This window comes from Ruegeria sp. BHSC037 (assembly GCF_059613045.1).
The window spans coordinates 79,958-104,697 of the sequence record NZ_JBXWRT010000006.1 but is presented as its reverse complement, the minus strand read 5'-3'; the positions used below and the strand labels follow the sequence as shown (position 1 = coordinate 104,697).

At 59.7% G+C, this 24,740-nt stretch carries 23 protein-coding genes; 10 read left to right on the top strand and 13 right to left on the bottom strand.

The features are described from left to right. Positions 1–363 precede the first annotated feature (363 nt). On the top strand, positions 364–1,560 hold the full coding sequence (locus AC2FMN_RS07825) for an adenylate/guanylate cyclase domain-containing protein (RefSeq protein ID WP_496687272.1): 1,197 nt from the start codon (positions 364–366) through the stop codon (positions 1,558–1,560). Positions 1,561–1,635: 75 nt separating this feature from the next. Continuing rightward, a complete protein-coding gene (locus tag AC2FMN_RS07820; protein WP_496687271.1) occupies positions 1,636–2,784 on the top strand; it encodes a hypothetical protein in 1,149 nt (382 codons plus the stop codon). A 128-nt stretch (positions 2,785–2,912) separates the two neighbouring features. On the opposite strand, the gene AC2FMN_RS07815 is transcribed toward AC2FMN_RS07820, so the two are convergent. The 4 genes from AC2FMN_RS07815 to AC2FMN_RS07800 form a co-directional block, all read right to left on the bottom strand. After that, positions 2,913–3,800, bottom strand: a complete 888-nt coding sequence (locus AC2FMN_RS07815) for an SAM-dependent methyltransferase (RefSeq protein ID WP_496687270.1) — start codon at positions 3,798–3,800, stop codon at positions 2,913–2,915. An 82-nt stretch (positions 3,801–3,882) separates the two neighbouring features. Next, positions 3,883–4,167 carry a hypothetical protein gene (locus AC2FMN_RS07810; RefSeq protein WP_496687269.1) on the bottom strand — a complete coding sequence of 95 codons (285 nt, stop codon included), beginning with the start codon at positions 4,165–4,167 and terminating at the stop codon, positions 3,883–3,885. Positions 4,168–4,221: 54 nt separating this feature from the next. Further along, positions 4,222–4,557 carry a DUF5681 domain-containing protein gene (locus tag AC2FMN_RS07805; RefSeq protein ID WP_496687268.1) on the bottom strand — a complete coding sequence of 112 codons (336 nt, stop codon included), beginning with the start codon at positions 4,555–4,557 and terminating at the stop codon, positions 4,222–4,224. Continuing rightward, positions 4,440–5,234: a DNA-methyltransferase gene (locus AC2FMN_RS07800; protein ID WP_496687266.1), complete on the bottom strand. Its 795-nt coding sequence runs from the start codon at positions 5,232–5,234 to the stop codon at positions 4,440–4,442. The genes AC2FMN_RS07805 and AC2FMN_RS07800 overlap by 118 nt, the downstream gene beginning before the upstream one ends. Before the next feature lie 324 nt (positions 5,235–5,558). On the opposite strand from AC2FMN_RS07800, the gene AC2FMN_RS07795 reads away from it, so the two are divergent. Genes AC2FMN_RS07795 through AC2FMN_RS07785 form a run of 3 tightly spaced genes read left to right on the top strand, consistent with a single transcriptional unit; the run spans position 5,559 to position 10,154 of the window. After that, the gene (locus AC2FMN_RS07795) at positions 5,559–7,445 is read left to right on the top strand and encodes a CHASE2 domain-containing protein (protein WP_496687265.1); all 1,887 of its coding nucleotides are present in this window, start codon (positions 5,559–5,561) and stop codon (positions 7,443–7,445) included. Positions 7,446–7,463: 18 nt separating this feature from the next. Then, positions 7,464–8,111 carry a hypothetical protein gene (locus tag AC2FMN_RS07790; RefSeq protein WP_496687264.1) on the top strand — a complete coding sequence of 216 codons (648 nt, stop codon included), beginning with the start codon at positions 7,464–7,466 and terminating at the stop codon, positions 8,109–8,111. A 15-nt stretch (positions 8,112–8,126) separates the two neighbouring features. Further along, positions 8,127–10,154 (top strand): caspase family protein, encoded by a 2,028-nt coding sequence (locus tag AC2FMN_RS07785; RefSeq protein WP_496687263.1) that lies wholly within the window; start codon positions 8,127–8,129, stop codon positions 10,152–10,154. Between the two features lie 621 nt (positions 10,155–10,775). Here AC2FMN_RS07785 and AC2FMN_RS07780 read toward each other — a convergent pair. Genes AC2FMN_RS07780 through AC2FMN_RS07770 form a run of 3 tightly spaced genes read right to left on the bottom strand, consistent with a single transcriptional unit; the run spans position 10,776 to position 15,336 of the window. Next, entirely contained in the window at positions 10,776–13,823 is a 3,048-nt protein-coding gene (locus AC2FMN_RS07780) for an efflux RND transporter permease subunit (protein WP_496687261.1), read from the bottom strand. A gap of 11 nt (positions 13,824–13,834) precedes the next feature. Next, positions 13,835–14,872, bottom strand: coding sequence for an efflux RND transporter periplasmic adaptor subunit (locus AC2FMN_RS07775; protein ID WP_496687260.1), 1,038 nt, complete (start codon positions 14,870–14,872; stop codon positions 13,835–13,837). Continuing rightward, positions 14,869–15,336, bottom strand: coding sequence for a MarR family winged helix-turn-helix transcriptional regulator (locus AC2FMN_RS07770; RefSeq protein WP_496687258.1), 468 nt, complete (start codon positions 15,334–15,336; stop codon positions 14,869–14,871). Before AC2FMN_RS07770 ends, AC2FMN_RS07775 begins: the two co-directional genes overlap by 4 nt. Before the next feature lie 165 nt (positions 15,337–15,501). On the opposite strand from AC2FMN_RS07770, the gene AC2FMN_RS07765 reads away from it, so the two are divergent. Continuing rightward, positions 15,502–16,626, top strand: a complete 1,125-nt coding sequence (locus AC2FMN_RS07765) for a beta-ketoacyl-ACP synthase III (protein ID WP_496687257.1) — start codon at positions 15,502–15,504, stop codon at positions 16,624–16,626. Positions 16,627–16,714: 88 nt separating this feature from the next. Here AC2FMN_RS07765 and AC2FMN_RS07760 read toward each other — a convergent pair whose 3' ends face one another. Continuing rightward, entirely contained in the window at positions 16,715–17,176 is a 462-nt protein-coding gene (locus AC2FMN_RS07760; protein ID WP_005981593.1) for a hypothetical protein, read from the bottom strand. A gap of 368 nt (positions 17,177–17,544) precedes the next feature. Between AC2FMN_RS07760 and AC2FMN_RS07755 the strand changes: the two genes are divergently transcribed. Further along, the gene (locus tag AC2FMN_RS07755; RefSeq protein ID WP_496687256.1) at positions 17,545–18,123 is read left to right on the top strand and encodes a thymidine kinase; all 579 of its coding nucleotides are present in this window, start codon (positions 17,545–17,547) and stop codon (positions 18,121–18,123) included. Here the strand turns inward: AC2FMN_RS07755 and AC2FMN_RS07750 are convergent. From AC2FMN_RS07750 to AC2FMN_RS07730, 5 genes are all read right to left on the bottom strand, one after another. Next, on the bottom strand, positions 18,120–19,070 hold the full coding sequence (locus tag AC2FMN_RS07750) for a 2-hydroxyacid dehydrogenase (RefSeq protein ID WP_496687255.1): 951 nt from the start codon (positions 19,068–19,070) through the stop codon (positions 18,120–18,122). The two genes, AC2FMN_RS07755 and AC2FMN_RS07750, sit on opposite strands and share 4 nt — an antisense overlap. Next, on the bottom strand, positions 19,070–19,408 hold the full coding sequence (locus AC2FMN_RS07745) for a tRNA-binding protein (protein ID WP_496678576.1): 339 nt from the start codon (positions 19,406–19,408) through the stop codon (positions 19,070–19,072). The genes AC2FMN_RS07750 and AC2FMN_RS07745 overlap by 1 nt, the downstream gene beginning before the upstream one ends. Continuing rightward, a complete protein-coding gene (gene proC, locus AC2FMN_RS07740) occupies positions 19,401–20,216 on the bottom strand; it encodes a pyrroline-5-carboxylate reductase (protein WP_496687253.1) in 816 nt (271 codons plus the stop codon). Before proC ends, AC2FMN_RS07745 begins: the two co-directional genes overlap by 8 nt. 39 nt (positions 20,217–20,255) lie before the next feature. Continuing rightward, complete coding sequence (locus tag AC2FMN_RS07735) at positions 20,256–20,756, bottom strand: type III secretion system chaperone family protein (RefSeq protein WP_496687251.1); 501 nt, start codon at positions 20,754–20,756, stop codon at positions 20,256–20,258. A gap of 339 nt (positions 20,757–21,095) precedes the next feature. Further along, the gene (locus AC2FMN_RS07730) at positions 21,096–21,344 is read right to left on the bottom strand and encodes an accessory factor UbiK family protein (RefSeq protein WP_005981581.1); all 249 of its coding nucleotides are present in this window, start codon (positions 21,342–21,344) and stop codon (positions 21,096–21,098) included. A gap of 97 nt (positions 21,345–21,441) precedes the next feature. Between AC2FMN_RS07730 and lgt the strand changes: the two genes are divergently transcribed. From lgt to pgeF, 3 genes are read left to right on the top strand one after another with little or no spacing between them, the layout of a single operon-like run. Continuing rightward, positions 21,442–22,329 carry a prolipoprotein diacylglyceryl transferase gene (gene lgt, locus AC2FMN_RS07725; protein WP_496687249.1) on the top strand — a complete coding sequence of 296 codons (888 nt, stop codon included), beginning with the start codon at positions 21,442–21,444 and terminating at the stop codon, positions 22,327–22,329. After that, positions 22,326–23,393, top strand: a complete 1,068-nt coding sequence (locus AC2FMN_RS07720; protein ID WP_496687247.1) for a class I SAM-dependent methyltransferase — start codon at positions 22,326–22,328, stop codon at positions 23,391–23,393. Before lgt ends, AC2FMN_RS07720 begins: the two co-directional genes overlap by 4 nt. Continuing rightward, positions 23,390–24,148, top strand: coding sequence for a peptidoglycan editing factor PgeF (gene pgeF / locus AC2FMN_RS07715; RefSeq protein WP_496687245.1), 759 nt, complete (start codon positions 23,390–23,392; stop codon positions 24,146–24,148). Before AC2FMN_RS07720 ends, pgeF begins: the two co-directional genes overlap by 4 nt. Positions 24,149–24,740 lie beyond the last annotated feature (592 nt).

The following is a 24,740-nucleotide window of genomic DNA, read 5'->3' as shown; positions in this document are numbered from 1 at the left end:
CGACCGGCGCTTTCCCCCGCCAGCGCTAGTCGCCGGAACAGGGAACATCGGGGCGCACGATCAGCGCCCTGGGTTACCGCCCACCGGCCCCGGAAACCGGCGTCCCGATGGACCAGAGGCCGACTATGCACTAACAGTCAAACTGGACCACTCAGGTGGGGCTGATCAACGCGACATAGGTCAGCTCAGCGGACTTAGCTGGCATTCACCTTGAAGCAAAAAGTTAGACGAACGCCTTATCATTGGAAAACTGCGGGAGCTGGAAATAAGAAAGCGCTAGATTTTCGATTTGGTCTCGGTATTTTTTGTAAGCGTCAGTCGCGAACTTAACACACTTACCATTGCATCATAAGATAATGAATTTTGCCGCAAGATAACGAAACGCAAGCGAGTACTAACAAGATTGCAAGACGTCTTGCAGCCATACTGGCTGCCGACGTGGCCGGATATAGTCGTCTTACCAGCGTCGATGAAGAAGGCACTGCTAAAATGCTCTTAGAGCATAGATCAGTGACTGATGCGCTTATTGAGAACTTTGGTGGTCGGATTGCCAACACCGCTGGCGATAGCATTATTGCTGAATTTGCGAGCTCTGTCGAAGCGGTGCGATGTGCCGTTGAAATTCAGGAAGCAATTCGGACACGCAACCTCTCCGTTCCGTTGTCTTCACAAGTTCAGTTTCGCATCGGGATAAATGTCGGAGACGTGATCCTTCAAGATGGTGACCTTTTAGGTGACAGCGTAAATGTGGCCGCTCGACTAGAAAGCCTCGCTGAACCCGGTGGGATCTGCTTGTCTGGCGAGGTACACGACCAGATACAAGGCAAGCTGTCCCTTGGGTTCCGTGCTATGGGAACCAAGCGACTAAGAAACATTGATCGTCCGGTGCGCGCTTACAACGTTGAGGGCATCCAAGATGTCAGTGCGCGCAAAGAAAACAAGCTGCGCATTCTGGCCGCGGGAGGTGCCTTTTTCGCTGCTGCCTGCTTGGGTCTTGTGTATGTTCTTACTGCTCGTGACAGCACTACAACGCTTTCTGGTGGGTCGCCGCCGTGGACGTCTGAAAGCAACCTGGATGCACCTCCACTGCCCCAGATGTCTGACGTTGTTGCATCAGGCGAATGGAATGAACATTCCTATTATGCAATTTTGACATGGGGCAGTTCCTGGCAGTCAGCTGTTGCAGATGCCAAAAAAAGGGGTGGCTATTTAGCCTCCATTACATCCGAAGCGGAGAACAGTTTTGTTTTCGAACTCATTAAGAACGATGAGCGCTTGTGGGATATGCATCAGGATGGGCAAGCTTTCGGACCTTGGATCGGCACATATCAGGAAGAAGGTGCCATTGAGCCAGACGGTGGGTGGGCGCTGGTCAGCGGCGAACCGGTTACGTTTTCGAACTGGTCAGAAGGCCAGCCAAACAATCATGGTGGGAACTCGGACGTCGTTCGGTTCCACAATTACGTTCACCAGCCTTCACCGTATTGGGACGATGCAAATGGCGCCGGCTCAGCACGAGGGTATATTTTGGAAATTGAGCGCGTGGATAGTACTAAATGAAAAAAAGCGGGCCTTTGACGTTGTAAGTATCAATATATTCCAATTCTTTGAGTACGGGGAACCTGAAGAAGCATAATGCAATTTTTCTTTAGACATTGGATCTTATCCGTTTTTGTCGCGTCGTCGATCATTTCGACGTCGGCAAGCGCGCAAAACGTGACGTTCCCAACGGACTTCTTCGCTGAACGCCTGCAAGGCTCTGCATGCTCGAAGTTTTTTTCTTCATCTCGCCTGAACAGTGACCTTAAGATGATTTCAGCACTAAGTTCGGCGAGCATGACGAGCACCAATTCTCTGAACGTCAACCACGATGCCTTCTCCAAAAGGTGGACAAAGCTCTTAGAAGTTTCATATGGCGCGGCGGCAAAAGGTGACGCCACGGCCGGGAATAAAATCTTGGGCACTCTGGTCAATCTTGCGCAAGCGAACGCCCTGCTGAATGCCCCATCATATAATAGCGCAAAAAAAGTGGAGTGCTGGAAAGGTCGCCGAAGCGACCGACCATGTCCACTGCATGTTGTGCAACACACTGGGTATACTGGCGTTGCAATGTTGTATTCGGCCATTGTGCTTGAGGAGTACGCAACACCAGATCAGAAACGAATTCTGGATACGTACTTTGACAAGATCTACAAGAAATTCATTTCCCCACTGGCGTCAAACGGCGCGCAAAGTGACGGATTGTATGAATTTGGAGACTATGGTTTGGGCGTGCTTGCCTACGCTAGGTGGAAACGTGATGCACGGCTCGCCAAAAGCGAAATACGCAAGCGCCGCTCCTCTTTCATCAAAAAGATAGATGCCCAAGGCATGCTGAAAGAAAACTCATTTCGCGGCTACCGCGGCTATTGGTATCACACTCTGGGAGCAGAAAGCGCCTTTGGTTACGCGCTAGTTGCCAGAAGTTTCGGCACCGACTTTTTCAAGGACGCCAAACTTGGCCCAAGGTTTCAGAACCTTGCTAATCAAACGGTGAATGGTGGGCGGAGTTACTCTGATTTTCGGGAGCGCGCCCTGCAAAAATCCCCGAAAAATGCAATCAAGGACCCAAACGCAGAAATCCCCCACATGCATCAATTCGCTGTTGGCTTACCGATCATCTTAAAGCGGGAATATGGCTACGATGTAACAACAGCGTCAGCTTACAGATCAAAGGGCCGTCTCGAAACAATCAGCAAAATAACAGGTTTCAACGCTGATTGTTACTACTCCAGTTTTCGCTGAGTTCGGCAGCTTATCTGTTGCTGCGTGGCAAACTGAGAAATTCTAACGTTCTGCTTTGGGCTCGGTGCGGACGCTCGCAGTATTCTCGTGAGCGTCTGCTGCGCGGACAAAGCGCTCACTGGCTCACTCTAGGTTTCACGGCGGGACGCCCAAAGATGAAGTGGCGATCCAGCGGCGATATCTCCAACCGAAACAAGCCCGGCGTTCTCCGCCATAGTCGCCAGTTCTTTGTCGCTCCAGGCTCGACCTCCTGAAATTGTCGTCCGCAGGTCATTGAGAGCAGCCAACTTGCGATCCTCTGGCACGCGATATGCGGCCGCAAACAGCCATCCCCCCGGCTTGAGTGCCTGTTGAAGGTTCTTGAAGGTCTGGTCAATGATGGCCTCGGGAAGGAAAATGACCGGTACGAAGATAACGTCAAATGCAGCATTTTCCTTCAGGTCGACGACGTTCTCGTTTCTGAAGGTGACGCGATCGGTTAGCCCGGTTTGTTCCAAGTTATTGGCGGCAAGGTCCAGAGCAGGCCCGAGGATGTCTATGCCGATTGCGGTAAGCGATGGCCATTGCTGGGCCATGGAAAGAGAAATCCATCCGACGCCGCTCCCAACATCAAGAAACCGTGGAGCGTTTGACAGGGTGGCCTCGAATTCCGGCTCTTTTGCTGCGTACTCGGTCAGCAATTTCGTCACGAGCCGGGATGAACGTCCCTGAGTTTCGAGAATGCCGGAGTCGTCGAACGACCAACCAAAGCTGCCGTCGTCGGGTAGTTCTAGTAGATGCAGCATTTGGCGCATGGCTGCCCTGACAAACCCATACAGCGCGTCCAGTTCTTCGTCCGTCAAGCCGTCCAGCAAGTCGGGCTCGAACGCGTCGACGACAGCGTCAAGTTTCGAGGTAAGAGTATCATTTGGTCGGAGGTGGCCTGAGGCCGCCCCAATTCTTGCGCCCAGCGCAGCGAGTGCGTCTGCCGCCCTGATGTGTTTTTGGATTGCTGCCATTGCTTCAGGAAAGGCCATAGTCTCGCTCCCTTCTCCTCATCGGTATACTCTTCACTCGAAGCAAGTCGGCGTAAAGCACTTGGGCACTTTGGCCTCGTGTTCACTCCGAAGTGGGTTGCTCGACCACTGCCAAAGCGGTGCTGGTCCGCTCGTACAGCTCTTTACCTATCCGGGTGTGGCGTTCGAGCTCTACGATCTCATCTGGGTCGGTCTCGTGGACCATCGCCTCACGCAGATCGTCGATATTGGCACGGAGGTCAGAGAGTTTTCTACGCCAGTCGTCCAATTCCTTTTTCTCTCCTTTGGTCATTGGTCCGACAATGCGCACCTTACCAGTTCGGAAGTCGATCTTGATGTGATCCGGATGCGGAATGGGCTTATCCATGGTTTTTATCCCGGCTTCTGCGCCCCTGCGCAGTTCCTTCTCCCATTCGATCTTTTAGGTCAGCGCCTTGTCCAAATATTCAGCGTGAAGCATGTTGCGGGAGCTTTCCACCTCAGCCAGCAACTGTGAGAAGAGCCGCTGCGCGCGGTGCTGGCCCTTGACGGCGTTCACAGCCAGAGACCGCATGACCGCCTGCACCATGAGGATTGTCACGCTGCGGTGCCCTTCCCGGATCGTGATGTCGCGGTATGCCTCATCGAGAATGATATCTTTCATACGTTCCTCATGAATGCCCGGACGTTTGCTCTTTGATCCCCGAGGCCGCCCCTTCGGATTACCAGACTTGCCCGGTTTGAAGCGGGCGTCTTTCGGCGGTTTACCATATCCCACGTCATAGCCGGGTCGGGCCACGAGCCCGCGCTTGTCCTTGTCGCTGCCCATTCCGCCGCCTCCATCGCCTTGTTTGTCACCGCTGGCGTCCAGCCGCAGAGAACCTGCGCCGCCTCGTCCCTGGCACAGGCCCCCCAGCGGGCAATGATGCGATCACAATAGATCTCGTCAAACTCGCAGAGATAGGCGCGCCGGCCGGTTTTCTCAGCCGCGATCAACGTCGAGCCGGGTCCGCCAAAGACATCGAGCACAATGTCACCGCGTCCGGACACATCGCAGACGGCATCGGCAATCATCTGCACGGGCCTTACGTTCGGATGTAGCGCCAGTTCTTCCATGCGCCCTGCCCGCATGGTGTTGACGTCGCGATACTGCCAGACATTGGTCCGGTAGCGCCCGTGCTGCCCCAATTCAAAAGTGTTGATATGCGGCGCGTCCCCCCTCTTGAAGGCAAAGATCAAGTCGTGCCGTGAGCGGTAGAAGGTGACCATACCCCCGTTGTCCTTGACCCAGACAATCAGGTTCTTGAGATCGTCGCAGACCCCCTGACCCGCTGCAAGTATCTCGCCCATATGACGCCAGTCCATGCAGATGAAGTGGATCGAGCCGTCGACACTGTGATCAACAAGGTTGCGGAACGCGCGCCGCAAAAAGCGCGTGAACTCTGATGCCGACATCTCATCTGCTACCATGGTTTCGGGGGCATTTTGCGGAGCGATGCATCTACCTGCACGCCTGTCGAACCAGGTCAGAGGCCGGGCCGGTGTCTTAAAGTGGGTCAGGTTTTTCTACCGCACGCGCCCATTCCGCCCTTAGCGTAAAACCTCCAGCGATGATCCATTGCCTGAGACAAGACGAAACTCAACCCGACCGTCAGGAGCAGAGAGAGAAGCCAAAAACACGCCGGACACCGCCCAAGGATTAGCCAGTAGCTCAAGTCGATTAGCAGCATTGCAAAACTGTTGTAGTCTTGGCTTGATGCTGAATGGCCGAATTAGATTATGCAGTTGACGTTGTTCTCGAAAATAGCAGGGCTGTCTCTCGTTACTTGCGTGTCTGCAATTGTTTCGGGCTTGACGTTGCTGGCGCGCGGCACAGGCATTCTCGAGCCTGTTGAACTCGCCCATTATGATTTTGCCACTTCACAAGCTGCATCGTCCGATCTCACGCCCGACGTCGCAATAGTTGCCGTCCGCGACAATGAACTCGCGGAATGGGGATGGCCGATCAGTGATGAGCAACTGGCCCGGCTAATACATGCCGCTTTGGGGGCGGGGGCGAAAGTGGTAGGTGTGGACATCCTTCGCGAGCGCCCGGTCGAACCTGGTGCCGCTACGCTGGAGGCGGTACTGAAAAATCCGCGCGTCACGACGATCGGCAAGCTGGGAAATGCAGGCGACTTCGTTATCGCGCCGCCAGATGTCTCTTTGAAAAGGGGCTCATTCGGATTTGCCGATGTGCCAGTCGACCGTGACGGCGTGGCGCGTCGCTCGCTGCTTCTGGTGAACGATGGCCAAACGTTGAAATACTCTTTTTCACTCCAACTCGCATTCTCCGCTTTGGGCATCGCCGAACTGACCCCGTGGCCCGACGACCCCCAGGTTTTGAAGCTGGGCAACATACCCGTGCCGCCTTTGAGCTCGGATTTCGGCAGCTATGCCAGGCTGGACGCAAGTGGCTATCAAATCATGGCTCATTTTGCCCAGCGCCTGCCCGTGGCACCGATGCTGTCTGCTAGGGAATTGCTGGAAGGCGAAACCGATTTGAGAGGGAAAGTGGTTCTGATCGGACTAATCAGCGATTCGATCAAGGATCATTTCGTTACACCGCTGAACCGGAATTCTGGAACTCAATATGTCTACGGGCTTCAGGTTCACGCGGCATTGGTCCAGCAATTGGTTGACCACGTGCAAAACGGACTGCGCCCGATAACGGACCTACCACATTGGATCCAGGGCTTCATGGTTGTTGCTGCCAGTGTGTTGGCTTCGGGGATCGTTGTCCTGTTCCGGAACCCGGTCTTGGCAATCCTGCTTGGCGGAGCCGGGGCCATTGGACTGTTGGGAGGAATGACATTCTCGCTGAACTGGCACCTCTGGTTGCCCGCTGTGCCGGTTACCGCCGCGTGGATCACGGCCTTTGTGCTGACGTTCATCTTTGTGGCTTCACGTGCGCGGCAACAACGTCGCGTCATGTCTCAGCTCTTTGAAAGCCAGTTGTCGCCAGAACTGGCGCAGGAAATCTGGAACCAGCGGGCATCCATACTCTCCAAGGGCGAAACGATCCCGCGGCGATTGCAGGTGAGTTTGCTGTTCGCCGATGTGGTCGGCGCTACGACGGTGGGCGGCAAAGCTGAACCTGATGCCTACCTTGCTTGGATTGGTACGCTGCTTGACGCTCTCAGCAAAGATGCTGCCTGCCACGGTGGATTTGTCGAGAAGTTCACCGGTGATGGCATCTTGGTTGCCTTCGGTGCGCCCCTGGCCCGCGAGAGCGGCAAAGAACTGACCGATGATGCCCGCGCAGCCTGCGCTTGCGCCCTCAAAATGCGCGAGACGGTTGCACGACTCAACTCGGCAGACGGTGTTCGCTGGCCATATGCCATGAGGATTGGGCTTCACAGCGGGTTGGTTTTTGGCGGGACGATCGGGCGAAAGGGCTCGATGCGCTACAATCTGGTCGGGGATGCGGTCAATGTTGCGGCTCGTATCGAAGCCTATGCCAAGACGCTGGAAGGTCGACAAATTCAGCCTGTTACGATATGCTGCAGCGAAGAATTTATGCTCCTTTTGGATGGATTTGCCGAGTGCTCGCCCGCAGGCACTCTTCTGCATGACGACAAAACGACAACCCATCGGATTTATACGATCGCGGGACTAATTCGGTAACCGACATCGGGTGTTTCGATGAAACTCGACTTCTTGGTTATTCCTGCTTTGGCTGTTGCGACGTTTTTTGTCGGCGCAGCCTCGGTCACAGCGGAATCAAAGAAGGCTAACGAGTCCAAAGAGCAAACTACGGTTGTTTTCGTTCCTCCGGCCTCGGGCGTGCCAGCCGACCGCGTTGGCGCGGGCACCCGAGATCTCGAGGTTTCTGGCAAGCGGGTTCGTGTGATTGCTCCCGACGGAGGTGGATTATCTTCTGAAAGCCGCCCTCTTGTCGTCTGGGAGTTGACGGAACCATTTGATGGTATCATGCAAGCCGAGGTCACGTTGCTGGAGGAAGGGGTGCGGGTTGCCGGGACAGCCCAAAACGCACGTTTCCGCCCCGGACTCTACGGGCTCGACATGGCAAGGGGCGACAGAGATCTGGAGCCGGGGCGAATCCATGCGATCACGATCTATCTGGCCGATGGCAAAACGCGCGAAGTCGTAGAGCGAGCAACCAGCCTGATCGAGCGTAGCGGACCGCGCCTTGGGAACGCAGCAGAGGCGGCATCAGCAGGCATCTGGTTCGATGCGCTTGGATACCTGACCGATATCGACTTTTCGGGTCGTGTCCGCGTGCAGGATGTCAGCGGTTTCACGCAGCTTCTGCAATCGGCAGGACTTTGAAACGGGAAAGCAAAGATGAGACTCGAGTTTCTGTCAAAGGCGTCAGCCAGGAAGAGACAATTTATTCGTCTGGTCGCATGGTTTTTGCTACTCGCTTCCATCCTTCCATCGGTGGCTGCGGCGGAAAAACGCGTCGCACTTGTGATCGGCAATTCCGACTATGAGTTCGTCAGCAACCTCGGAAACCCGGCCAATGACGCCGAGGACATCGCGAAGGCACTAGAAAGAATCGGATTTGCAGTAACATCCGGCCTCAATCTGGATTATCGCGAGATGCGTCTTGCGATTCGGGATTTTGCCGAAACAGCTCAAGACGCGGATATGGTGTTTGTCTACTTCGCTGGTCATGGCGTGGAAATCGACAAGACCAACTACTTGATCCCTGTAAACGCCGAACTCCGAAGCGACCGGGACGTAGAGTTCGAGGCGATCAGGCTGGATGCGGTCATCAATGCGGTGGCCGATACGTCGGCTCTCAAGGTCGTCCTGGTGGATGCGTGCAGAAACAACCCGTTCCTGACCGACATGCTCCGAACCTCGGCGACCCGCTCGGTCGGGCAGGGCCTTGGGCGGATTGATCCCGGTGGCGTACTGGTGGGCTACTCGGCACGGGGTGGAACCTTGGCGTTGGATGGTGAGGGGCGAAACAGCCCTTATGCCGAGGCGCTTCTTGCCCATATCGAGGAGCCAGGGCTTGAGATTGGAAAGATGTTTCGCAAGATCCGCGATTCCGTTTATCGGTCAACCGACGGGTATCAAGAGCCGTTTACCTACGGTTCGCTTCCTGGCGAGGACATTTTTCTGGTGCCAGAGGTTCAGGTCGCAGCAATGACTCCAGTTCCGGAAGCGCCCTCCATTGGACAAGAAATCGCAGCGGGTTTCGCTGATGCGGATCAAGATGGCTCTATAGGTGCCTGGCAAACTTTTCTGGAACGGTTTGGTGTTCATGAGGCACACCCCCTGGTTCGTTTGGCTGTGCGCAAGCACGAAGAACTCACCCGTACTGCCGCCGCACCACCCAAGAGTGACGTTGAAAAATCGGCCTCTAACATTCAGAATGAACTGACCGCCTATGCTGCTGCCGAAAAAATTGCCTCTCCACGCGGCTGGGCACTCTATTTTGAGCGCTTCCCGGCCGGAAGGCTATCCAAAAGCGCGATTGTGCGCGAAGAGCAGGCCCTCTTTGACGATCTTCAAGCCCGAGCCTTCGGACGATATCGCACGATCCGAGACGGTGAAGTCATGAATGCGGAAATGCGAAGGCTCGGCTTGGAAATGCTCGATCTGCCCAAGAAGCTGGTGTCCGAGATGCAGTGGGCACTGAAATCCAGGGGGAACGATATCGGGCAAATTGACGGTCAGATCGGTCCACGGACCATCGGGGCGATCGAGAAGGTTCAACTTGCGCTGGGCTTGCCGAAGACAGGACTGCCAACACGTGCGACCTTGGCCGCCCTTGGCCAAATTGACCGCGACACCCCCGCATCCGGCCTTTTTTCCACTTCGGGGGCGATAGCTCGACCTGTTGATCCCGAGGCAATAGGGATTCTGGAAAACGATGCTAGGCTTGCCAGAGTCGTCCGCACTTTCAAGCGAAAGCCCCTAATCTACGGTTTTTTCCAAGGGAGTCTGTACGTGGCCGTAGATCTCGGTACCACGATCGGAGAACCTGACCTGGACGCGTATCTCAGAGAAGTCGGTGGCAAACTCGTCGAAATCGAAACGAAGGAGGAAGAAGAGTTCGTATTTGATATGGTTCGTTTCGATCAAAAACTTTGGACTGCTCAAGCGTCGAGCATAAAAAACAATTACGGGCCTGCGATCGGGTTGACCAAGACTTCGTTGGGATGGCGCTGGCGCTCAGGTTCGGATTTGACATTGGAAAATTGGGCGCCTGGGCAACCTTCGCTCAAGGACGCCGAAGCGATGTATGGGATGCTGGTTCCCGTCGATAGATTATCAAGAAACGCACACCGAGTTGGCCGAGTAGGATGGATGCCAAGCCGTTTTATCTCCCGCCAACTCATCATCGAGATAAAGTGAAACTGAGCATCCGAGCATTGGCTGACTGCGGAAGTGTTGACCTTCGGTTTGGTGGGCAACTTGCCAGTCCTTGGCTAATTTCAGATACCCCCTCCCCTTAGGCTCGGGACCCATTGATTTCCGCCGTGCCACATGATTCATCGCACCCAAAGAAACCGGTGAACATGTCAGATCGATTCCGGCTGAGCGACGAGCAGATGGCCCGTGTGGAACCCTTCATGGGAAGGCGCAAAGCGCAGTGACCTCAAAGCAGAGAGCGCGCGGGGAGCATAACCTGACGTATGTCCCCGAGAACCGAGAACACTCCTGCATCTAAATAAAGAAGCAACTGCAGGAGGTTGATCGATGAAATACCTGTCTGGCCACCTGCGGTTTTTTTCGTGAATGAGGCGGTCTTGGCTGGTCTGCTCTGGTCCAACCTTTCGCCCCCGATTGCGGCGTTATTCCTGTCGGCGGGGCCTCGCGCGATCCCGAAATTATTGCCAGACGTCGCTGGGCGTTTGCACCCAATACGCAAAGCTTGATGTCGCGCTGAAATCAGCCAGCCCGAAGGCCGGCTGATCCGTCCGACCTCCCCTCGATAAGCGCCTGCAATGCACCCGAGGTCCTTTCGATTGCGATCTACGCCGCCTGCGCCGCCAGCCTGCGTTGTTCTTCGCGCGAAAAGAACAACAGGTAAAATACCGGCGCAGCGACCATGGTCAGGACCGTCGCAAAGGCCAGACCGCCCATGATCGTGACCGCCATCGACACGAAGAAGGCGTCGGTCAGCAGCGGCGCCATGCCCAGAATCGTGGTGATCGCCGCCAGCATTACCGGACGCAGTCGCGAAACCGAGGCCTCGATGATCGCCTCGCGCAGAGGCTTGCCGGTGGCACGGACCAGGTCGATTTCCTCGACCAACACGATGCCGTTCTTGATCAGCATACCCGACAGGCTGAGCAGACCCAGAAGCGCGGTGAAGGTAAAGGGCAGCCCCGTACCCAACAGCCCGATCACCACACCGTTCACCGACATCGGCACCAGCAGCCAGATGATGATCGGCTGCCGGATTGCGTTGAACAGCAGCACCGAGATCAGAACCATGATCAGCAGGCTCAGCGGCAGTTGCCTGCCCAGGCTCGCCTGTGCCTTGCCCGAATCCTCGAACTCGCCGCCCCATTCCATCTTGTAGCCCAGCGGCAGGTCCATCGATTCGATGGCGTCGCGCACCTCGGCATGCACTTCCGCGGCAGTCAGATCGGCGGGGATATCGGCGCCCACTGTGATGGTCAGCACCCGGTCGCGCCGGTGCACCAGAGTGTTGAGCGCCTTGTACTGGAACCCGTCCACCATCTGCTCGATAGGTACGAATTTCTGGGACTGGTCCGAATACACCACCTGATCGACGATCGAATAGTCTCCGTCCGCCGGACGGCGCAGGATGATGGGGATAAGACGGTCGCGCTCCCGGAACACGCCGCCGGTGATGCCATCGGTCGAGAATTGCAGCGTCGCGGCAATGTCCTCGCGGGCAACGCCGGCGGTCTGGGCGCGTTCGGTCGCATAGATCGGCTGCAGCACCAATTCCTGCTCGCGCCAGTCGTGATGTACGTCCAGCGCGTTGGGAGATGCCTCTGACATGCGCCGCACCGCCTCGTCGGCCAGTCGCCGCAGCACGACCGGATCGCTGCCCGAGAACCGCGCCTCGATCGGGGTGCCGCCGCCGGGGCCGAAGACCAGGCGCTTGGTGCGGAACTCGCCCTCGGGGAACCGGGCCGAACCGAAGGCCTTAAGCTCGGCCTGAAGCGCGGGGATGTCCTCGAGCGTTTCGGTGCGGATGATCATGTGCCCATAGCTGGGGTTCGGCTTTTCGGCCGAATAGGTCAGCATGAAGCGCGTCGCCCCCTGCCCCACGAATGTCGCAACAGAGACCACGTCGTCACGCTGGGCCAGCCAGTCCTCGAACACGGCCATGTCGGCGGCCGTTCGGTCGATCGGGGTGCCCTGCGGCAGCTTGTAATGCACGAAGAACAGCGGCGTGTTCGAGTTGGGGAAAAACTGCTGCTTCATCAGCCCGAAGCCCGCATAACAGGCAACCGTGATGCCCACCAGCCCGGCCACCACCAGCCAGCGGAACCGCAGCGCCCAGGCCAGCGTCGCGCCATAAAGGCGGAACAGAAGGCCACTGTATGCGTCGATCCCTCCCTCTTTACCCTGATTGAAGAAATAGTGCCCCAACAACGGCGTGACCGTGATCGCCAGAACCCAACTGAGCAGCAGCGAAATGCCGATCACCGCAAACAGCGAGAACAGGAATTCGCCCGTCGCATCCGGGCTGACCCCGATTCCCGCAAAGGCCATGATGCCGATGACCGTGGCCCCTAGCAAAGGGATCTGGGTCTTGGAGGCGGCCTCGTCTGCGGCATCGCGCGAGTTCTTGCCCTGCAGCATCGCGATCTGCATCCCTTCGGCCACCACGATGGCGTTGTCGACCAGCATCCCCATCGCGATGATCAGCGCCCCCAGCGAGATGCGCTCCATCTCGATGGAAAACACCGCCATGAACAGCAGTGTGCCCACCACCGTCAAAAGCAAGGTCGATCCTACGACGACGGCCGCGCGCCAGCCCATGAAGATGCCCAGCACCACCACCACGATGGCCACCGACATGGCCAGGTTGACCAGGAAATCGTTCGAGGCCTGCTCGACCACCACATGCTGCTGGTAGATGGGCAGAATTTCCACCCCGGCGGGGATTTCCACGTCCAGTTCGGCCAGCTTGGCGTCGACGCGTTTGCCGACCTCGACGATGTTCTCGGTCGACAGGCCGGCGATGCCTAGGGTGAATGCCTCGACCCCGTTGACGCGGATCAGGATGTCGGGATCGGTCTGGCGGGCGCGATAGACATTGGCCATGTCGAACAGGTTGATCACCTGCCCTTGCGAGCCGACCGACAGCCCGGCGATTTCCGACACGCTGTCGGACCCGTCCGCCGTCAGGATCGTGGTGCGGTGATCCTCGGCCCGCAGGGTACCCGATTCCTGAACCGAGTTGGCGTTGGCGATAGCCTCGTTGATCGCGGTCAGCGGAACGTTCTGGTTGACCGAAATGGCAAGGTCAGGCTCGATGAAGATCGCCTCGTCCGGCAGGCCCTGCACCTCGACATCGGCCACGCCTTCGACCGTCAGCAATTCGCGGCGCAGAAAGGTGGACAGTTCGTGTTTTTCCGCGTCGGTGAACCCTTCGGCGGTGACGGCATAGAACAAGCCGAACACGTCGCCGAACCCGTCATTGACGAACGGCGCGCTGACCCCCGAGGGCAGACCGCGCGACGCATCGCGCACCTTGGCCCGCAGGCGGGTCCAGATGTCGGGCAGTTCAGACCCGTCATAGGTGGATTTGATCTCGACCTCGATCAGCGACTGGCCCGGGCGGTTGACCGAGGTGATGACATCGACCTCGCCCATCTGCTGGATGGCGGATTCCAGCGGCTCCGAGACCTCTTCTGCGACCTGCTCGGCGGTTGCGCCGGGATAGCTGGTGATGATGACGGCATTCTTGATGGTAAAGGCGGGGTCTTCCAGCCGGCCCAGCGCGGAAAAGCCCCAGATGCCGCCCAGCAAGGTGACCAGGATGATCAGCCAGGTCTGGATCGGCCTATCGATCGAGGCGCGTGCGATATTCATCGTCGCCCCCTTCAGTTGGCAAAGCCGGCAAAACGCCGGACGGTCTGCCCGACGGTCAGAACCGCGCCGCCCGCGACGACGATCTCATCCCCATCCGAAAGGCCGGTCAGCACCCGCACGTCGCCCGATTGGGTGGGCTCGACCGTGACCGGAACCCATTTGACGGTGCCTTCGTCGGCGCCCACGGGCGAAAACACCATCACGCCAAGATTGCCCTCGGCGTCGGGCACGATGGCGGTGGGGGGCACGATGATGCCGGTGCGTTTGTCATCGACTTTGACGTTCACCGTGACCGATGAGCCGGGCAGTATCCGCAACCCTTCGGGCGGCGTCAGGCCGAACTGGATGCGGAAGGTCTGACCGACGCTGGATGTTTCGGCGTCGAATTCGCGGATTTCCAACGGGAACACTTGATCGCTGGCCGGGAATTTCGCGGTGATGGTGAATCCATCCTCCTGGCTGGTGCGCTGGAACAGGATTTCGGGCACGTCCACCTCGATGCGCAGTTCCGACATGTCATGGATGCGCACGATCGGGGTGCCGGCCGAAACGGTGGTGAAATTCTCGACCTCGCGCCGCGAAACCAGTGCATCGAATGGCGCAGTCAGGGTGGCATGTTCCAGGTTGTATTCGGCGTCGCGCACGGCGATGGCCGCCAGTTGCGCGGCGGTTTCGGCATCATCGACGGCGACCTCGCTGGCGGTGGTGCCGCGCAGACGCGACAGGCGCGCAAGCGTGCGGTCGGCCTGTTCCTTCTGAAGCTTGGCGCGATCCAGCGCCAGCTCGAACGGCTCCTGATCCAGCCGGGCGATCAGGCCGCCCTTGGGAACCTCGAAGCCTTCGTTGACGGGCAGTTCCAAGATCTGGCCGCCCACCTGAAACGCCAGGTCCACGGTCTGGCGCGCAGCCACACGGCCGAAGAATTGCCTCGAGAAACCAGGGGCGGTTTCCTGCACCACCATCAGTTTCACGGGTTTCACCGCTTCCTGCGCGGCGATCGGCGTGGCCACAAAGGCCAGGGCAAGACCCAGAGAAGTCAGCAGCTTCATTTCGTCAGTCCCTCGGGTATTCCCGTTTTCAAAATGTTGGTACGGATCTTGCAGGCAAGTCGGGCAAATTCGGCGGTTTCGGCGTCGTTCAGGCCAGAGGCGCTGCGAAAAAGCTCTCCGGCGGTGGCAACCAGCATGTTACGGGTCTCGGTTCCCTTGTCGGTCAGCACCAGGAGCCAGGCCCGGCGATCGCTGGGGTCGGACTGACGGGTCAGATAGCCTGCGCGCTCCAACGCGTCCGCCGTGGCGGTGATCGTCGACGGCACGGTCAGCATGTCAGCCGCCAGCACGCCCATGCGCTTGGGCTGGTCCAGCTTGACCAGCATGTGGCATTCCTGCTGACTGAGGTCGGTTTCGATGCTGGCAAAGCTTTCTTCCAGCTTCCAGTACAGCGCATAGACTCCCATCATCGCCTGGATCTCGGGCGTCAGGCTGGACAGCCGCTGGCCGATTTCGTTCGTCATCTTCCTCTCCGCGCGGATCGGGTGGTCATATACTTCAAAATTCGAACTATTCAACACCTGAAGTTGAACCTTGGCTTCCACGCTTGATTCCCTTGGGTCAACCTCTCTTGATCTGGGGGCGTTGTGACTGCATTTTGGGCGAATCCGAAACGTTCAGGACCCGACATGTATACGCCCGCAATCACCGGTACCGGGGTTTTCACGCCCGAAAACGTCATCACCAACGCCGAGCTGGTCAAAGCCTTCAACGCCTATGCGGACAAGATGAACGCCGCCAATGCCGAGGCCATCGCCGCCGGCGAGATGGAGCCGATGCAGCATTCCTCGGAAGAGTTCATCGTCAAGGCATCCGGCATCGAGAACCGGTACGTCATGGACAAGACCGGCGTGCTGGACCCCGAGGTGATGCACCCCCTGCTGCGCCAGCGCAGCGATGACGAGCCGGGTATCATGACCGAGATGGCACTGGACGCCTGCCACAAGGCGCTGGCCCAAGCGGGGCGGACGGCGGCGGATGTCGATCTGGTGATCTGTGCCGCGTCGAACCATGAACGGGCCTATCCCGCCATCGCCATCGAAATCCAAAAAGAGCTGGGCATCACCGGGTTCGGGTTCGACATGAACGTGGCCTGTTCCTCGGCCACGTTCGGCATCCAGGCGGCAGCCGACATGATCCGGTCCGGGTCCGTGCGGGCGGCGCTGGTGGTCAACCCCGAGATCTGCTCGGGGCACCTGGAATGGCGCGACCGGGATTGCCATTTCATCTTCGGCGACGTGGCCACGGCGACTCTGATCGAACGGATCGAAGATGCCAAAGGCCCGCATTTCGAGATCCTGTCGACCCGCTGCGCGACCGAGTTTTCCAACAACATCCGCAACAACAACGGTTTTCTGCGGCGCACCCGGCCCGACGGGTTGAAGGACCGCCGCGACATGCAGTTCATGCAGAACGGACGCAAGGTGTTCAAGGAAGTGCTGCCGATGGTCAGCAAGCACATCAGCGACCACATGGACGCCGAAGGCATCCAAAGCAGCGATCTGAGGCGCCTGTGGCTGCATCAGGCCAACAAGACGATGAACGACTTCATCGGCAAGAAGGTCCTGGGCCGCGAACCTGAGCCGGGCGAACAGCCCAACATCCTGCAGGACTATGCCAACACCTCGTCGGCCGGATCGATCATTGCCTTCTCGAAATACTCCGACGACCTGCAGGATGGTGACATCGGCCTGATCTGTTCATTTGGGGCGGGGTATTCGGTGGGGTCCGTCCTCGTCAAACGCCACGCCTAGAGGGGCCGTTCCGCCAAGGTCGGTCCAAACGAGCCGCTCCGTCACGTCAGGCATGAAAGGTGTCGGGCGCAACCTGCCCAGACGGACGTTAGCTGACGCTTTCTTCTTCCAGATGCAGCTTCATTTCGATCAGCACCTGCTGCAGCATCGAGGTTTCCTTCAGCAGGCGCTTGGCCTCGTTCACGGTAATGATCCCATCCTCGATCGCCGACTGGTATTCAGTCATCAGCATAGCGAAACGCTGGCTGAGCGCGATCACGTCCGAGTTGACACCGCCCGTGCGGCTGCGCTGTGAATTTCGCTCGTCATAGGACAGGGTGATGTTCTTCAGGTCGGCCAGCGCCGAGGTCACATGCGGATAGGTCGCGACCGCCTCGAGCCGGGCCACCGCATCAACGGGCATGAACCTGTCGGCGTGCTCGGGATTGTCCGAATAATACCGGCCCAGAGTTGCCTTCGACTTTCCGGTGATCTCGCATGCCGCCTCGATGCCGACATCCTTGACCAGGGCTTCGGTGTGTTTCTTCAGATAAGGCCCGATATCCGCCATGTTCTTCCCCGAGTCTTCGACATTGCCCTCCCGGCTGTCCACTCCGGGGAAAGGGTAGGAATAATTCCCATACAGGAATAATCTTTGAAATGCCATAAGTTTGCCATCCCTCGAAGAACCAAGGGATATCTGAGTGAGTGGCGGCAATATTCAGCCGGTAATGAGTACAAGCAAAGCCAATCTGATTGGCTTTGCGAAAGGTTCGGTCGAATTGCGACCGGCGGTGTCGCTGTTGCGTGCACGAGGTAATCCATCCCCAAGAGCCAAGCTCTGCCTCTGCAACCGCAACGGCGGCGTCGACCTTCCCCCGGCATCGCGGCCGGAACTGACCGCTTGCCCGCGCCGACGCGTCCGATTAGACCCGGGCCATGGCCAAGCTGTACTTCAACTACTCAACCATGAACGCGGGCAAATCGACAGTGTTGCTGCAGGCCTCGCACAACTATCGCGAGCGTGGCATGGACACCTATCTGATGACCGCCGCCATCGACGGACGTGCAGGGATGGGGCGCATCGCTTCGCGGATCGGGATTTCGGCCCAGGCCGACACGTTCCGCCCCGAGGATGACGTGTTCGCAATGGTTCGCGACCGGCTGAACCAAGGGCCGGTGGCCTGTGTCTTCGTGGACGAGGCGCAGTTTCTGTCCGAAACCCAAGTCTGGCAACTGGCGCGCGCGGTCGATGACCTGAACGTGCCGGTGCTGGCCTATGGGTTGCGGGTGGATTTCCAGGGCAAGCTGTTTCCCGGCTCGGCCGCCCTGCTGGCGCTGGCGGATGAAATGCGCGAGGTGCGCACCATCTGCAAATGCGGGCGCAAGGCCACGATGGTGATCCGCCAGGACGAAAATGGCCGCGCCATTACCGAAGGCGCGCAGGTGCAGATCGGCGGAAACGAGACCTATGTCTCGCTGTGCCGCAGACACTGGCGTGAGGCTGTGGGCGCCTAGACCGGGTTCGGCAGCGGACGCCTCGCAACAAAGGCCGCCACGTTGTCCAGTGCCATGTGCCCCATGTCGGTGCGCACCTCTTCGGTCGCGGTCCCCAGATGCGGCAGCAAGGTCACGTTTTCCATGTCGCGCAGGGCCTCCGGCACGGCGGGCTCGAACTCATAGACATCCAACCCCGCCCCGGCGATCTGACGCGCCTGAAGCGCATGGATCAGCGCGGTCTCGTCCACCACTTCGCCGCGAGCGATGTTGATCAGGATGGCCGAGGGGCGCATCGCCGCTAGCACCGCGCCGTCGATCAGGTGGAATGTCTCGACCCCACCGGGGACCGCAATCACCAGGAAATCGACTGCCGAGGCAAGCCCAGAAAGATCAGAAGCACAGTCCGCGGGAAAGTCCAGCGCCTTCGGGCTGCGCGAATGATAGGCGACCTGCATGCCGAACCCGAAATGGCAGCGCCGCGCAATGGCCTGCCCGATCCGGCCCATGCCGACGATGCCGACCCGCTTGCCCGTCACATGATGGCCCAGCATCTGGGTCGGGTGCCAGCCTTGCCACGCACCCGACCGGACCAACCGTTCGCCCTCGCCCGCGCGGCGCGCCGTGGCCAAAAGCAGGGTCATTGCGATGTCAGCGGTGGCGTCGGTCACCGCGCCGGGCGTGTTGGTGACCTGCACCCCGGCCGCGCGCGCGGCGGCCACGTCAATATGGTTGAAGCCCACGCCGAAATTGGCCAGCAGCCGGCAGCGCGGCTGGGGCACCTGCTCGAACACGCGGGCGGAAAACAGGTCGCCCAACGTCGGGATCACAACGTCGAACGCGCGCAGAGCATAGAGCAACTCGTCGGGGTCCAACGGCGCGGTGCTGTCGCGGATTTCGGCGCCGTATTCGGTGCGGGCGCGGTCGGTGACCGCAGGCGGCATGGGGCGGGTGATCCACAATTTCATCAGTGCATCCGCCCGCCCAACGGCACCTTGCCGTCGGGCCCGATCAGAACGATCTCGCCGTTTTCGTCAGGCAGGCCCAGCACCAGAACCTCGGACATGAACCGGCCGATCTGGCGCGGCGGAAAATTCACGACCGCCAGCACCTGTTTGCCCACCAGCGTTTCCGGCTTGTAATGCGCGGTGACCTGGGCCGAAGTCTTGCGTTCGCCGATCTCTTCACCGAAATCGATCCACATCTTGATCGCGGGCTTGCGCGCCTCGGGGTAAGGTTCGGCGCGGATCACCTCGCCCACGCGGATATCGACCTTGAGGAAATCGTCGAAGGAAATCTCACTCATGCGACAGCTCCTTCGAGCGTTCAGTGGCAGCGGTGACGGCGCGCTTCAGCAGCGCCGGAAAGCCGGTTTCCGGGTCCATCAACACCTCGAGTGCGGCCTGCGTGGTGCCGTTGGGCGAGGTGACGTTGATGCGCAGCTGCGCGGGGTCTTCCTCGGCCGCCATGGCCAGCGCCCCGGCCCCGGCCACCGTGGCCTTGGCCAGGTGCAGCGCCAGATCGGCGGGCAGACCGTTGGCCTGACCGGCGGCGGCCATGGTTTCGATCAGGTGAAACACATAGGCCGGACCCGAACCGCTGAGACCGGTCACCGCATCCATCTGGCCTTCGTCCTGAAGGCGCACCGTCTGGCCTACGGCCGACAGCAGGCCCTCGGCCAAGGTCATGTCGTCCTCCGAGGCATGATTGTTGCCGATCAGCGCGGTGATGCCCTGCCGGATCGCCGCCGGCGTGTTGGGCATGGCGCGCACGATCGGCGTATTCGCGCCCAGCGCTTTTTCAAAACTGGCGATCTGGGTCCCCGCGGCGACCGAGATGAACAGGCTGCCGCCCCCGCCCAGCGCCTGGATCGCCGGCAGCGCATCACCCATCATCTGCGGCTTGACCGCCACCAGAACCACCGCTGGGGATTCGGGCAGCGCAGTGTTCAGGTTGACCCCCTGCGCCCTGAGCCAATCCGAGGGGTTCGGGTCGACCACCCAGACCGAGGCGGCGGGCAATCCGTGGTCCAGCCAGCCGGCCAGCATGGCCGACCCCATCTTGCCACATCCCAGAAGCACCAGCCCCTGATCTGCGACGCGTGACATGTCCATGATCGCCCCTCCCCTGCTTTTGCGGTTCAGGGCAAAGCTTTACGCGCGGCCGTAAGCCTCTGCAATGGCGACTTGCATCGCCTCTTCGGCACTGCGGTTGCCCCAGGTCACCAGCTGGATCGCCGGATAGTAGCGCTCGGCGCTCAGGACGGCGGCGGTGATCATCGTGTCGATCTGCTCGGGGCTGGCCGACTGGCCACCCGCCATAACCAAGCCGTACCGATAGACCATCAGCTTCTGGTTGGCCCAATAGGTGAAGGCCCCGGCCCAGCATTGATCATTCATGTGATTCAGCAGTTCGTACAGATCACCAATCCGGTCGGATGGCGGCTCCATCTCGAACGAACAGACCATGCGCAACGTTTCGTCGTAATTGGACCAAGCCAGGGTGATCGAGTAGGTGCGCCACTGGCCTTCGACCGCCATGGCGATCTGGTCGTCGCCGATCCGGTCGAAATCCCAGTCGTGATGCTCGGCCAGATGTTCGACAATGTCGATCGGATGAAGGTCTTCTTCCAGAAAATGCTCGGACAGGGCCATGATGCCACCTCACTGAAAATCTAGCATTTCGGGGCTGGCAGCGCCCCAGCGCTAGTTGCCTGCTCTACAAGCCGGGCTTCCCCCTTTGGCCTGTACTAAATATGGTGCGCTGCAGGCCGGACTCTGACAACCCCCAAACTTGGGGATAACAGCAATAAGTTGTGGATGGATGGCAACGGCGATCAAAATATTGGCGGCAATCGCAGGTTTGTCTTGATTTATGCTCAACTGACGGCAAGATTCACCTCACCGCAGGATCCCGGCCCGGACCCTGCGAAAAGGAGCGTTTTTTCCGAAGTTTTTGACTAGGGATTCGGGCGCGGAGCGCCCCGACCAGGCTTACTTGTCCAGCTTGGCCTCCAGCGCGGCGATGCGCGCCTCGAGCGCGGCGTTCTCTTCGCGCGCCTTTTGGGCCATGGCGCGGACGGCGTCGAATTCCTCACGCGTGACGAAATCGCGATCGGCCAGCCAACGGTCGAGCAGCGACTTCATCGCATTCTCGGCCTCTTCCCGCGCGCCCTGGGCCACACCCATCGCGTTGGTCATCAGCTGGGACATATCGTCCAGAAACTTGTTGCGGGTCTGCATGTCACTTCTCCGGTATCGCGGTTGACCCCTATATGGGGGATCAGGGGCGCGGGCTCAAGGTTGACTTGCCCCGCGAACCCCGGGCAATGAGACGCACATGCAGGCTGTTTTGAACTTTCCCGATTTGTCGCCCGAGCTGTTCTCGATTTCCGCCTTCGGGGTGGAATTCGCGCTGCGGTGGTATGCGCTGGCCTATATCGCCGGCATCCTGATCGCGTGGCGCATGGCGCTGATGGCGCTGCGGCGCCCGGCCCTGTGGCCCCATCAGACCCCGCCGATGCGCCCCGAGCAATTGGAGGACCTGATCACCTGGATCATCCTGGGCGTGATCCTGGGTGGTCGGCTGGGTTTCGTGCTGTTCTATCAGCCGGGATATTATCTGAGCCATCCGCTGGACATTCTGAAAGTGTGGCAGGGCGGCATGTCATTCCATGGCGGGCTGTTGGGCGTGGTGACGGCCGCATATCTGTATGCGCGGCGCAACACGGTGCCGATTCTGCCGCTGGCCGACCTGATCGCGCACACCGTGCCGCCTGGGCTGCTGCTGGGGCGGCTGGCCAATTTCGTCAATGCCGAGTTATGGGGCCGACCCAGCGACCTGCCTTGGGCGGTGATCTTTCCGGGAACGGAGGCGCAGGATTGCGCCAACGTAGCCGTCGGGCTGTGCGCCCGCCATCCCTCGCAACTGTACGAGGCCGCGCTCGAAGGGCTGCTGCTGGGCGCGCTTCTTTTGTGGCTGGTCTATCGGCGCGGGGCGTTTCACTGGCCGGGCCGGGTTATGGGCGTGTTCCTGGCGGGCTATGGTGCGTCGCGATTCATCGTCGAGTTCTTTCGCCAGCCCGATGCCCAATTCGTCTCGCCCGGCAACCCGCTGGGTCTGGCCTTGCATGTCGGCGGCTATGGCCTGACCATGGGCCAGTTGTTGTCCCTGCCGATGATCGCGCTCGGCCTGTGGTTCGCGCTACGCGCCCGGAGGGCGGGATGAACCTGCGTGACCATCTGATCGCCCGCATCCGGCAGAATGGGCCAATGAGCATCGCCGACTACATGGCCGAGTGCCTGCTGCATCCGTCTTACGGCTACTATACCACCCGCGACCCTCTGGGCGCGCAGGGCGATTTCGTCACCGCCCCCGAAATCAGCCAGATGTTCGGGGAACTGATCGGGTTGTGCCTGGCCCAAGCCTGGATCGACCAGGGCAAGCCGGATCGGTTTGCGCTGGCCGAACTCGGCCCCGGGCGCGGCACGTTGATGGCCGACATCCTGCGGGCCACCAAGGGGGTGCCGGGGTTTCACGACGCGGCACAGGTAGTGCTTCTCGAGGCGTCGCCGGTGCTGCGCGGCCTGCAGGGCGAGGCGCTGGCGGGGCACGCGCCGGACTGGATCGTACAGGTTGGCGCGTTGCCGGACCTGCCCCTATATCTAGTGGCCAACGAGTTCTTTGACGCCCTGCCCATCCGCCAGTTCCTGCGCGACGGCGACGGCTGGCGCGAACGCCTAGTGGGGCTCAAGGGCGACGATCTGGCCTTTGGCCTGGGCGCACGGGCAGCGCAGCCGGCGTTGACCGCACGGCTCGAGGACACGCGGGATGGCGATCTGGTCGAACTCTGTGCCGCCGCTGTTCCCGTCGTCACCGAAATCGCCCGCCGGATCCGCACCCATGGCGGCGTGGGCCTGATCATCGACTATGGCGACTGGCTTTCGCTGGGCGACACGTTCCAGGCCCTGAAGGGACACGAACGGGCCGACCCGCTGGCCAGCCCCGGCCAGGCCGATCTGACGGCCCATGTGGACTTCGAGCTGCTGGCCCAGGCCGCCCGCGCCGCGGGCTGCGCCCATACCCGGCTGACGCCGCAAGGCGTGTTCCTTGAACGGCTGGGCATCACCCAGCGTGCGCAGACTTTGGCAGGCCCGCTGACGGGCGATGCGCTGAACATGCTGGTCGCCGCACATCGACGGTTGACGCACCCCGAGGAAATGGGAAACCTGTTCAAGGTGCTGGGCCTGTACTGCAAACCCGCAGCACCGCCACCGGGACTCGAGCCATGACACTGGAAATTCTGACCTCGGACTTGCTTTCACCTGTTCGACACGGTTTCTTCAGCCGCCGCGGCGGCGCATCGTCGGGCATATTTGCGGGACTGAACTGTGGGCTGGGGTCCTCGGACCAGAGCGAGGCGGTCGCGCTGAACCGCCGCCGCGTGGCCGCTGCGATGGAGATCGCGCCCGAGGCGTTGATCGGTGTTCACCAAGTACATTCGCCTGCCGTCGTCACGATCGAAGGACCGATCCTTGGCGACAAACCCAAGGCCGACGCGATCGTGACCGCCACGCCGGATCTGGCCCTGACTGTACTGACCGCCGACTGTCAACCGGTGCTGTTTTCCGATCCTGAAGCAAACGTGATCGGCGCCGCCCATGCCGGCTGGCGCGGCGCTTTGGAAGGCGTGCTCGAGGCCACGCTCGACACGATGGAGACGCTGGGCGCCCGACGAGCAAACATTCGGGCGGTGATCGGGCCCACGATCTCGCAACGCGCCTATGAGGTAGGCCCCGAATTTTTGGACGATTTCATCGCCGATGATCCTGACAACACCCGCTTTTTCGCGAATGGCCAAGGTGACCGGATGCTGTTCGACCTGCCGGCCTTTGGGCTGCACCGGCTGCGGCGGGCCGGCGTCGGGCATGCCGAATGGACGCGCCACTGCACCTATTCCGACCCGGAGCGGTTTTATTCCTATCGACGCGCGACCCATGCGGGTGAAGCCGATTACGGGCGACTGATCTCTGCGATCCGGCTGTAGACTTCGGCGAAAATTTGTTCCGACGCCCCCTTTTCGCCACAATTCCGTGAAAACATCGAAGGCGGAATCAGAAGAGTTTTCGGACGGTTATCAAAGCTTTGGACGCGGGACCTCGTTCGTATGGCTGACCGATAAAAAAAGAGGCGCGTAAAGACCAAACACATCCCATCTCCAATTGATCCCAGTGCGGCCATATCAGTGCCGCAATGGTCCGGAATTCTCGGCGGGAAACGGGTGACCCCCACAAAAACGGGTGATCCCCACAAAACTGCGCAGGATGTGACATGAAGTCGAAATCGCGTTTTCTTCGCGGCGTCGTAGCCGCGACATCGAACCAAAAGCTGGAAATGCCCTGGAAACGGGTATCCAGCAGATCCGTCAGGGTTGCGCGCCGTCTGGCACTGCAGTCCTGATCCGGACAGCGATCCTGGGCAAGCTGCCTGCCCATGGTCGCCTGCGCATCTCGGGCCTGCCCCGACCGGATGCGCCGTCCGCGCACTGAATGCGCGGAGAAATGTGCCAGGGGCATGAGTGCGTGGACAATTTCGTCCGCGGTTTACGAGTTTGTCTGGGGGGTCAATGATTTGACCGA

Excerpts from the sequence above, each read along its gene's own strand:
- AC2FMN_RS07820 (WP_496687271.1), top strand. The coding sequence starts at position 1,636 with ATGCAATTTTTCTTTAGACATTGGATCTTATCCGTTTTTGTCGCGTCG.
- AC2FMN_RS07815 (WP_496687270.1), bottom strand. The coding sequence starts at position 3,800 with ATGGCCTTTCCTGAAGCAATGGCAGCAATCCAAAAACACATCAGGGCG.
- AC2FMN_RS07810 (WP_496687269.1), bottom strand. The coding sequence starts at position 4,167 with ATGGATAAGCCCATTCCGCATCCGGATCACATCAAGATCGACTTCCGA.
- AC2FMN_RS07800 (WP_496687266.1), bottom strand. The coding sequence starts at position 5,234 with ATGTCGGCATCAGAGTTCACGCGCTTTTTGCGGCGCGCGTTCCGCAAC.
- AC2FMN_RS07795 (WP_496687265.1), top strand. The coding sequence starts at position 5,559 with ATGCAGTTGACGTTGTTCTCGAAAATAGCAGGGCTGTCTCTCGTTACT.
- AC2FMN_RS07790 (WP_496687264.1), top strand. The coding sequence starts at position 7,464 with ATGAAACTCGACTTCTTGGTTATTCCTGCTTTGGCTGTTGCGACGTTT.
- AC2FMN_RS07785 (WP_496687263.1), top strand. The coding sequence starts at position 8,127 with ATGAGACTCGAGTTTCTGTCAAAGGCGTCAGCCAGGAAGAGACAATTT.
- AC2FMN_RS07780 (WP_496687261.1), bottom strand. The coding sequence starts at position 13,823 with ATGAATATCGCACGCGCCTCGATCGATAGGCCGATCCAGACCTGGCTG.
- AC2FMN_RS07775 (WP_496687260.1), bottom strand. The coding sequence starts at position 14,872 with ATGAAGCTGCTGACTTCTCTGGGTCTTGCCCTGGCCTTTGTGGCCACG.
- AC2FMN_RS07770 (WP_496687258.1), bottom strand. The coding sequence starts at position 15,336 with ATGACGAACGAAATCGGCCAGCGGCTGTCCAGCCTGACGCCCGAGATC.
- AC2FMN_RS07765 (WP_496687257.1), top strand. The coding sequence starts at position 15,502 with ATGTATACGCCCGCAATCACCGGTACCGGGGTTTTCACGCCCGAAAAC.
- AC2FMN_RS07760 (WP_005981593.1), bottom strand. The coding sequence starts at position 17,176 with ATGGCGGATATCGGGCCTTATCTGAAGAAACACACCGAAGCCCTGGTC.
- AC2FMN_RS07755 (WP_496687256.1), top strand. The coding sequence starts at position 17,545 with ATGGCCAAGCTGTACTTCAACTACTCAACCATGAACGCGGGCAAATCG.
- AC2FMN_RS07750 (WP_496687255.1), bottom strand. The coding sequence starts at position 19,070 with ATGAAATTGTGGATCACCCGCCCCATGCCGCCTGCGGTCACCGACCGC.
- AC2FMN_RS07745 (WP_496678576.1), bottom strand. The coding sequence starts at position 19,408 with ATGAGTGAGATTTCCTTCGACGATTTCCTCAAGGTCGATATCCGCGTG.
- proC (WP_496687253.1), bottom strand. The coding sequence starts at position 20,216 with ATGGACATGTCACGCGTCGCAGATCAGGGGCTGGTGCTTCTGGGATGT.
- AC2FMN_RS07735 (WP_496687251.1), bottom strand. The coding sequence starts at position 20,756 with ATGGCCCTGTCCGAGCATTTTCTGGAAGAAGACCTTCATCCGATCGAC.
- AC2FMN_RS07730 (WP_005981581.1), bottom strand. The coding sequence starts at position 21,344 with ATGCAGACCCGCAACAAGTTTCTGGACGATATGTCCCAGCTGATGACC.
- lgt (WP_496687249.1), top strand. The coding sequence starts at position 21,442 with ATGCAGGCTGTTTTGAACTTTCCCGATTTGTCGCCCGAGCTGTTCTCG.
- AC2FMN_RS07720 (WP_496687247.1), top strand. The coding sequence starts at position 22,326 with ATGAACCTGCGTGACCATCTGATCGCCCGCATCCGGCAGAATGGGCCA.
- pgeF (WP_496687245.1), top strand. The coding sequence starts at position 23,390 with ATGACACTGGAAATTCTGACCTCGGACTTGCTTTCACCTGTTCGACAC.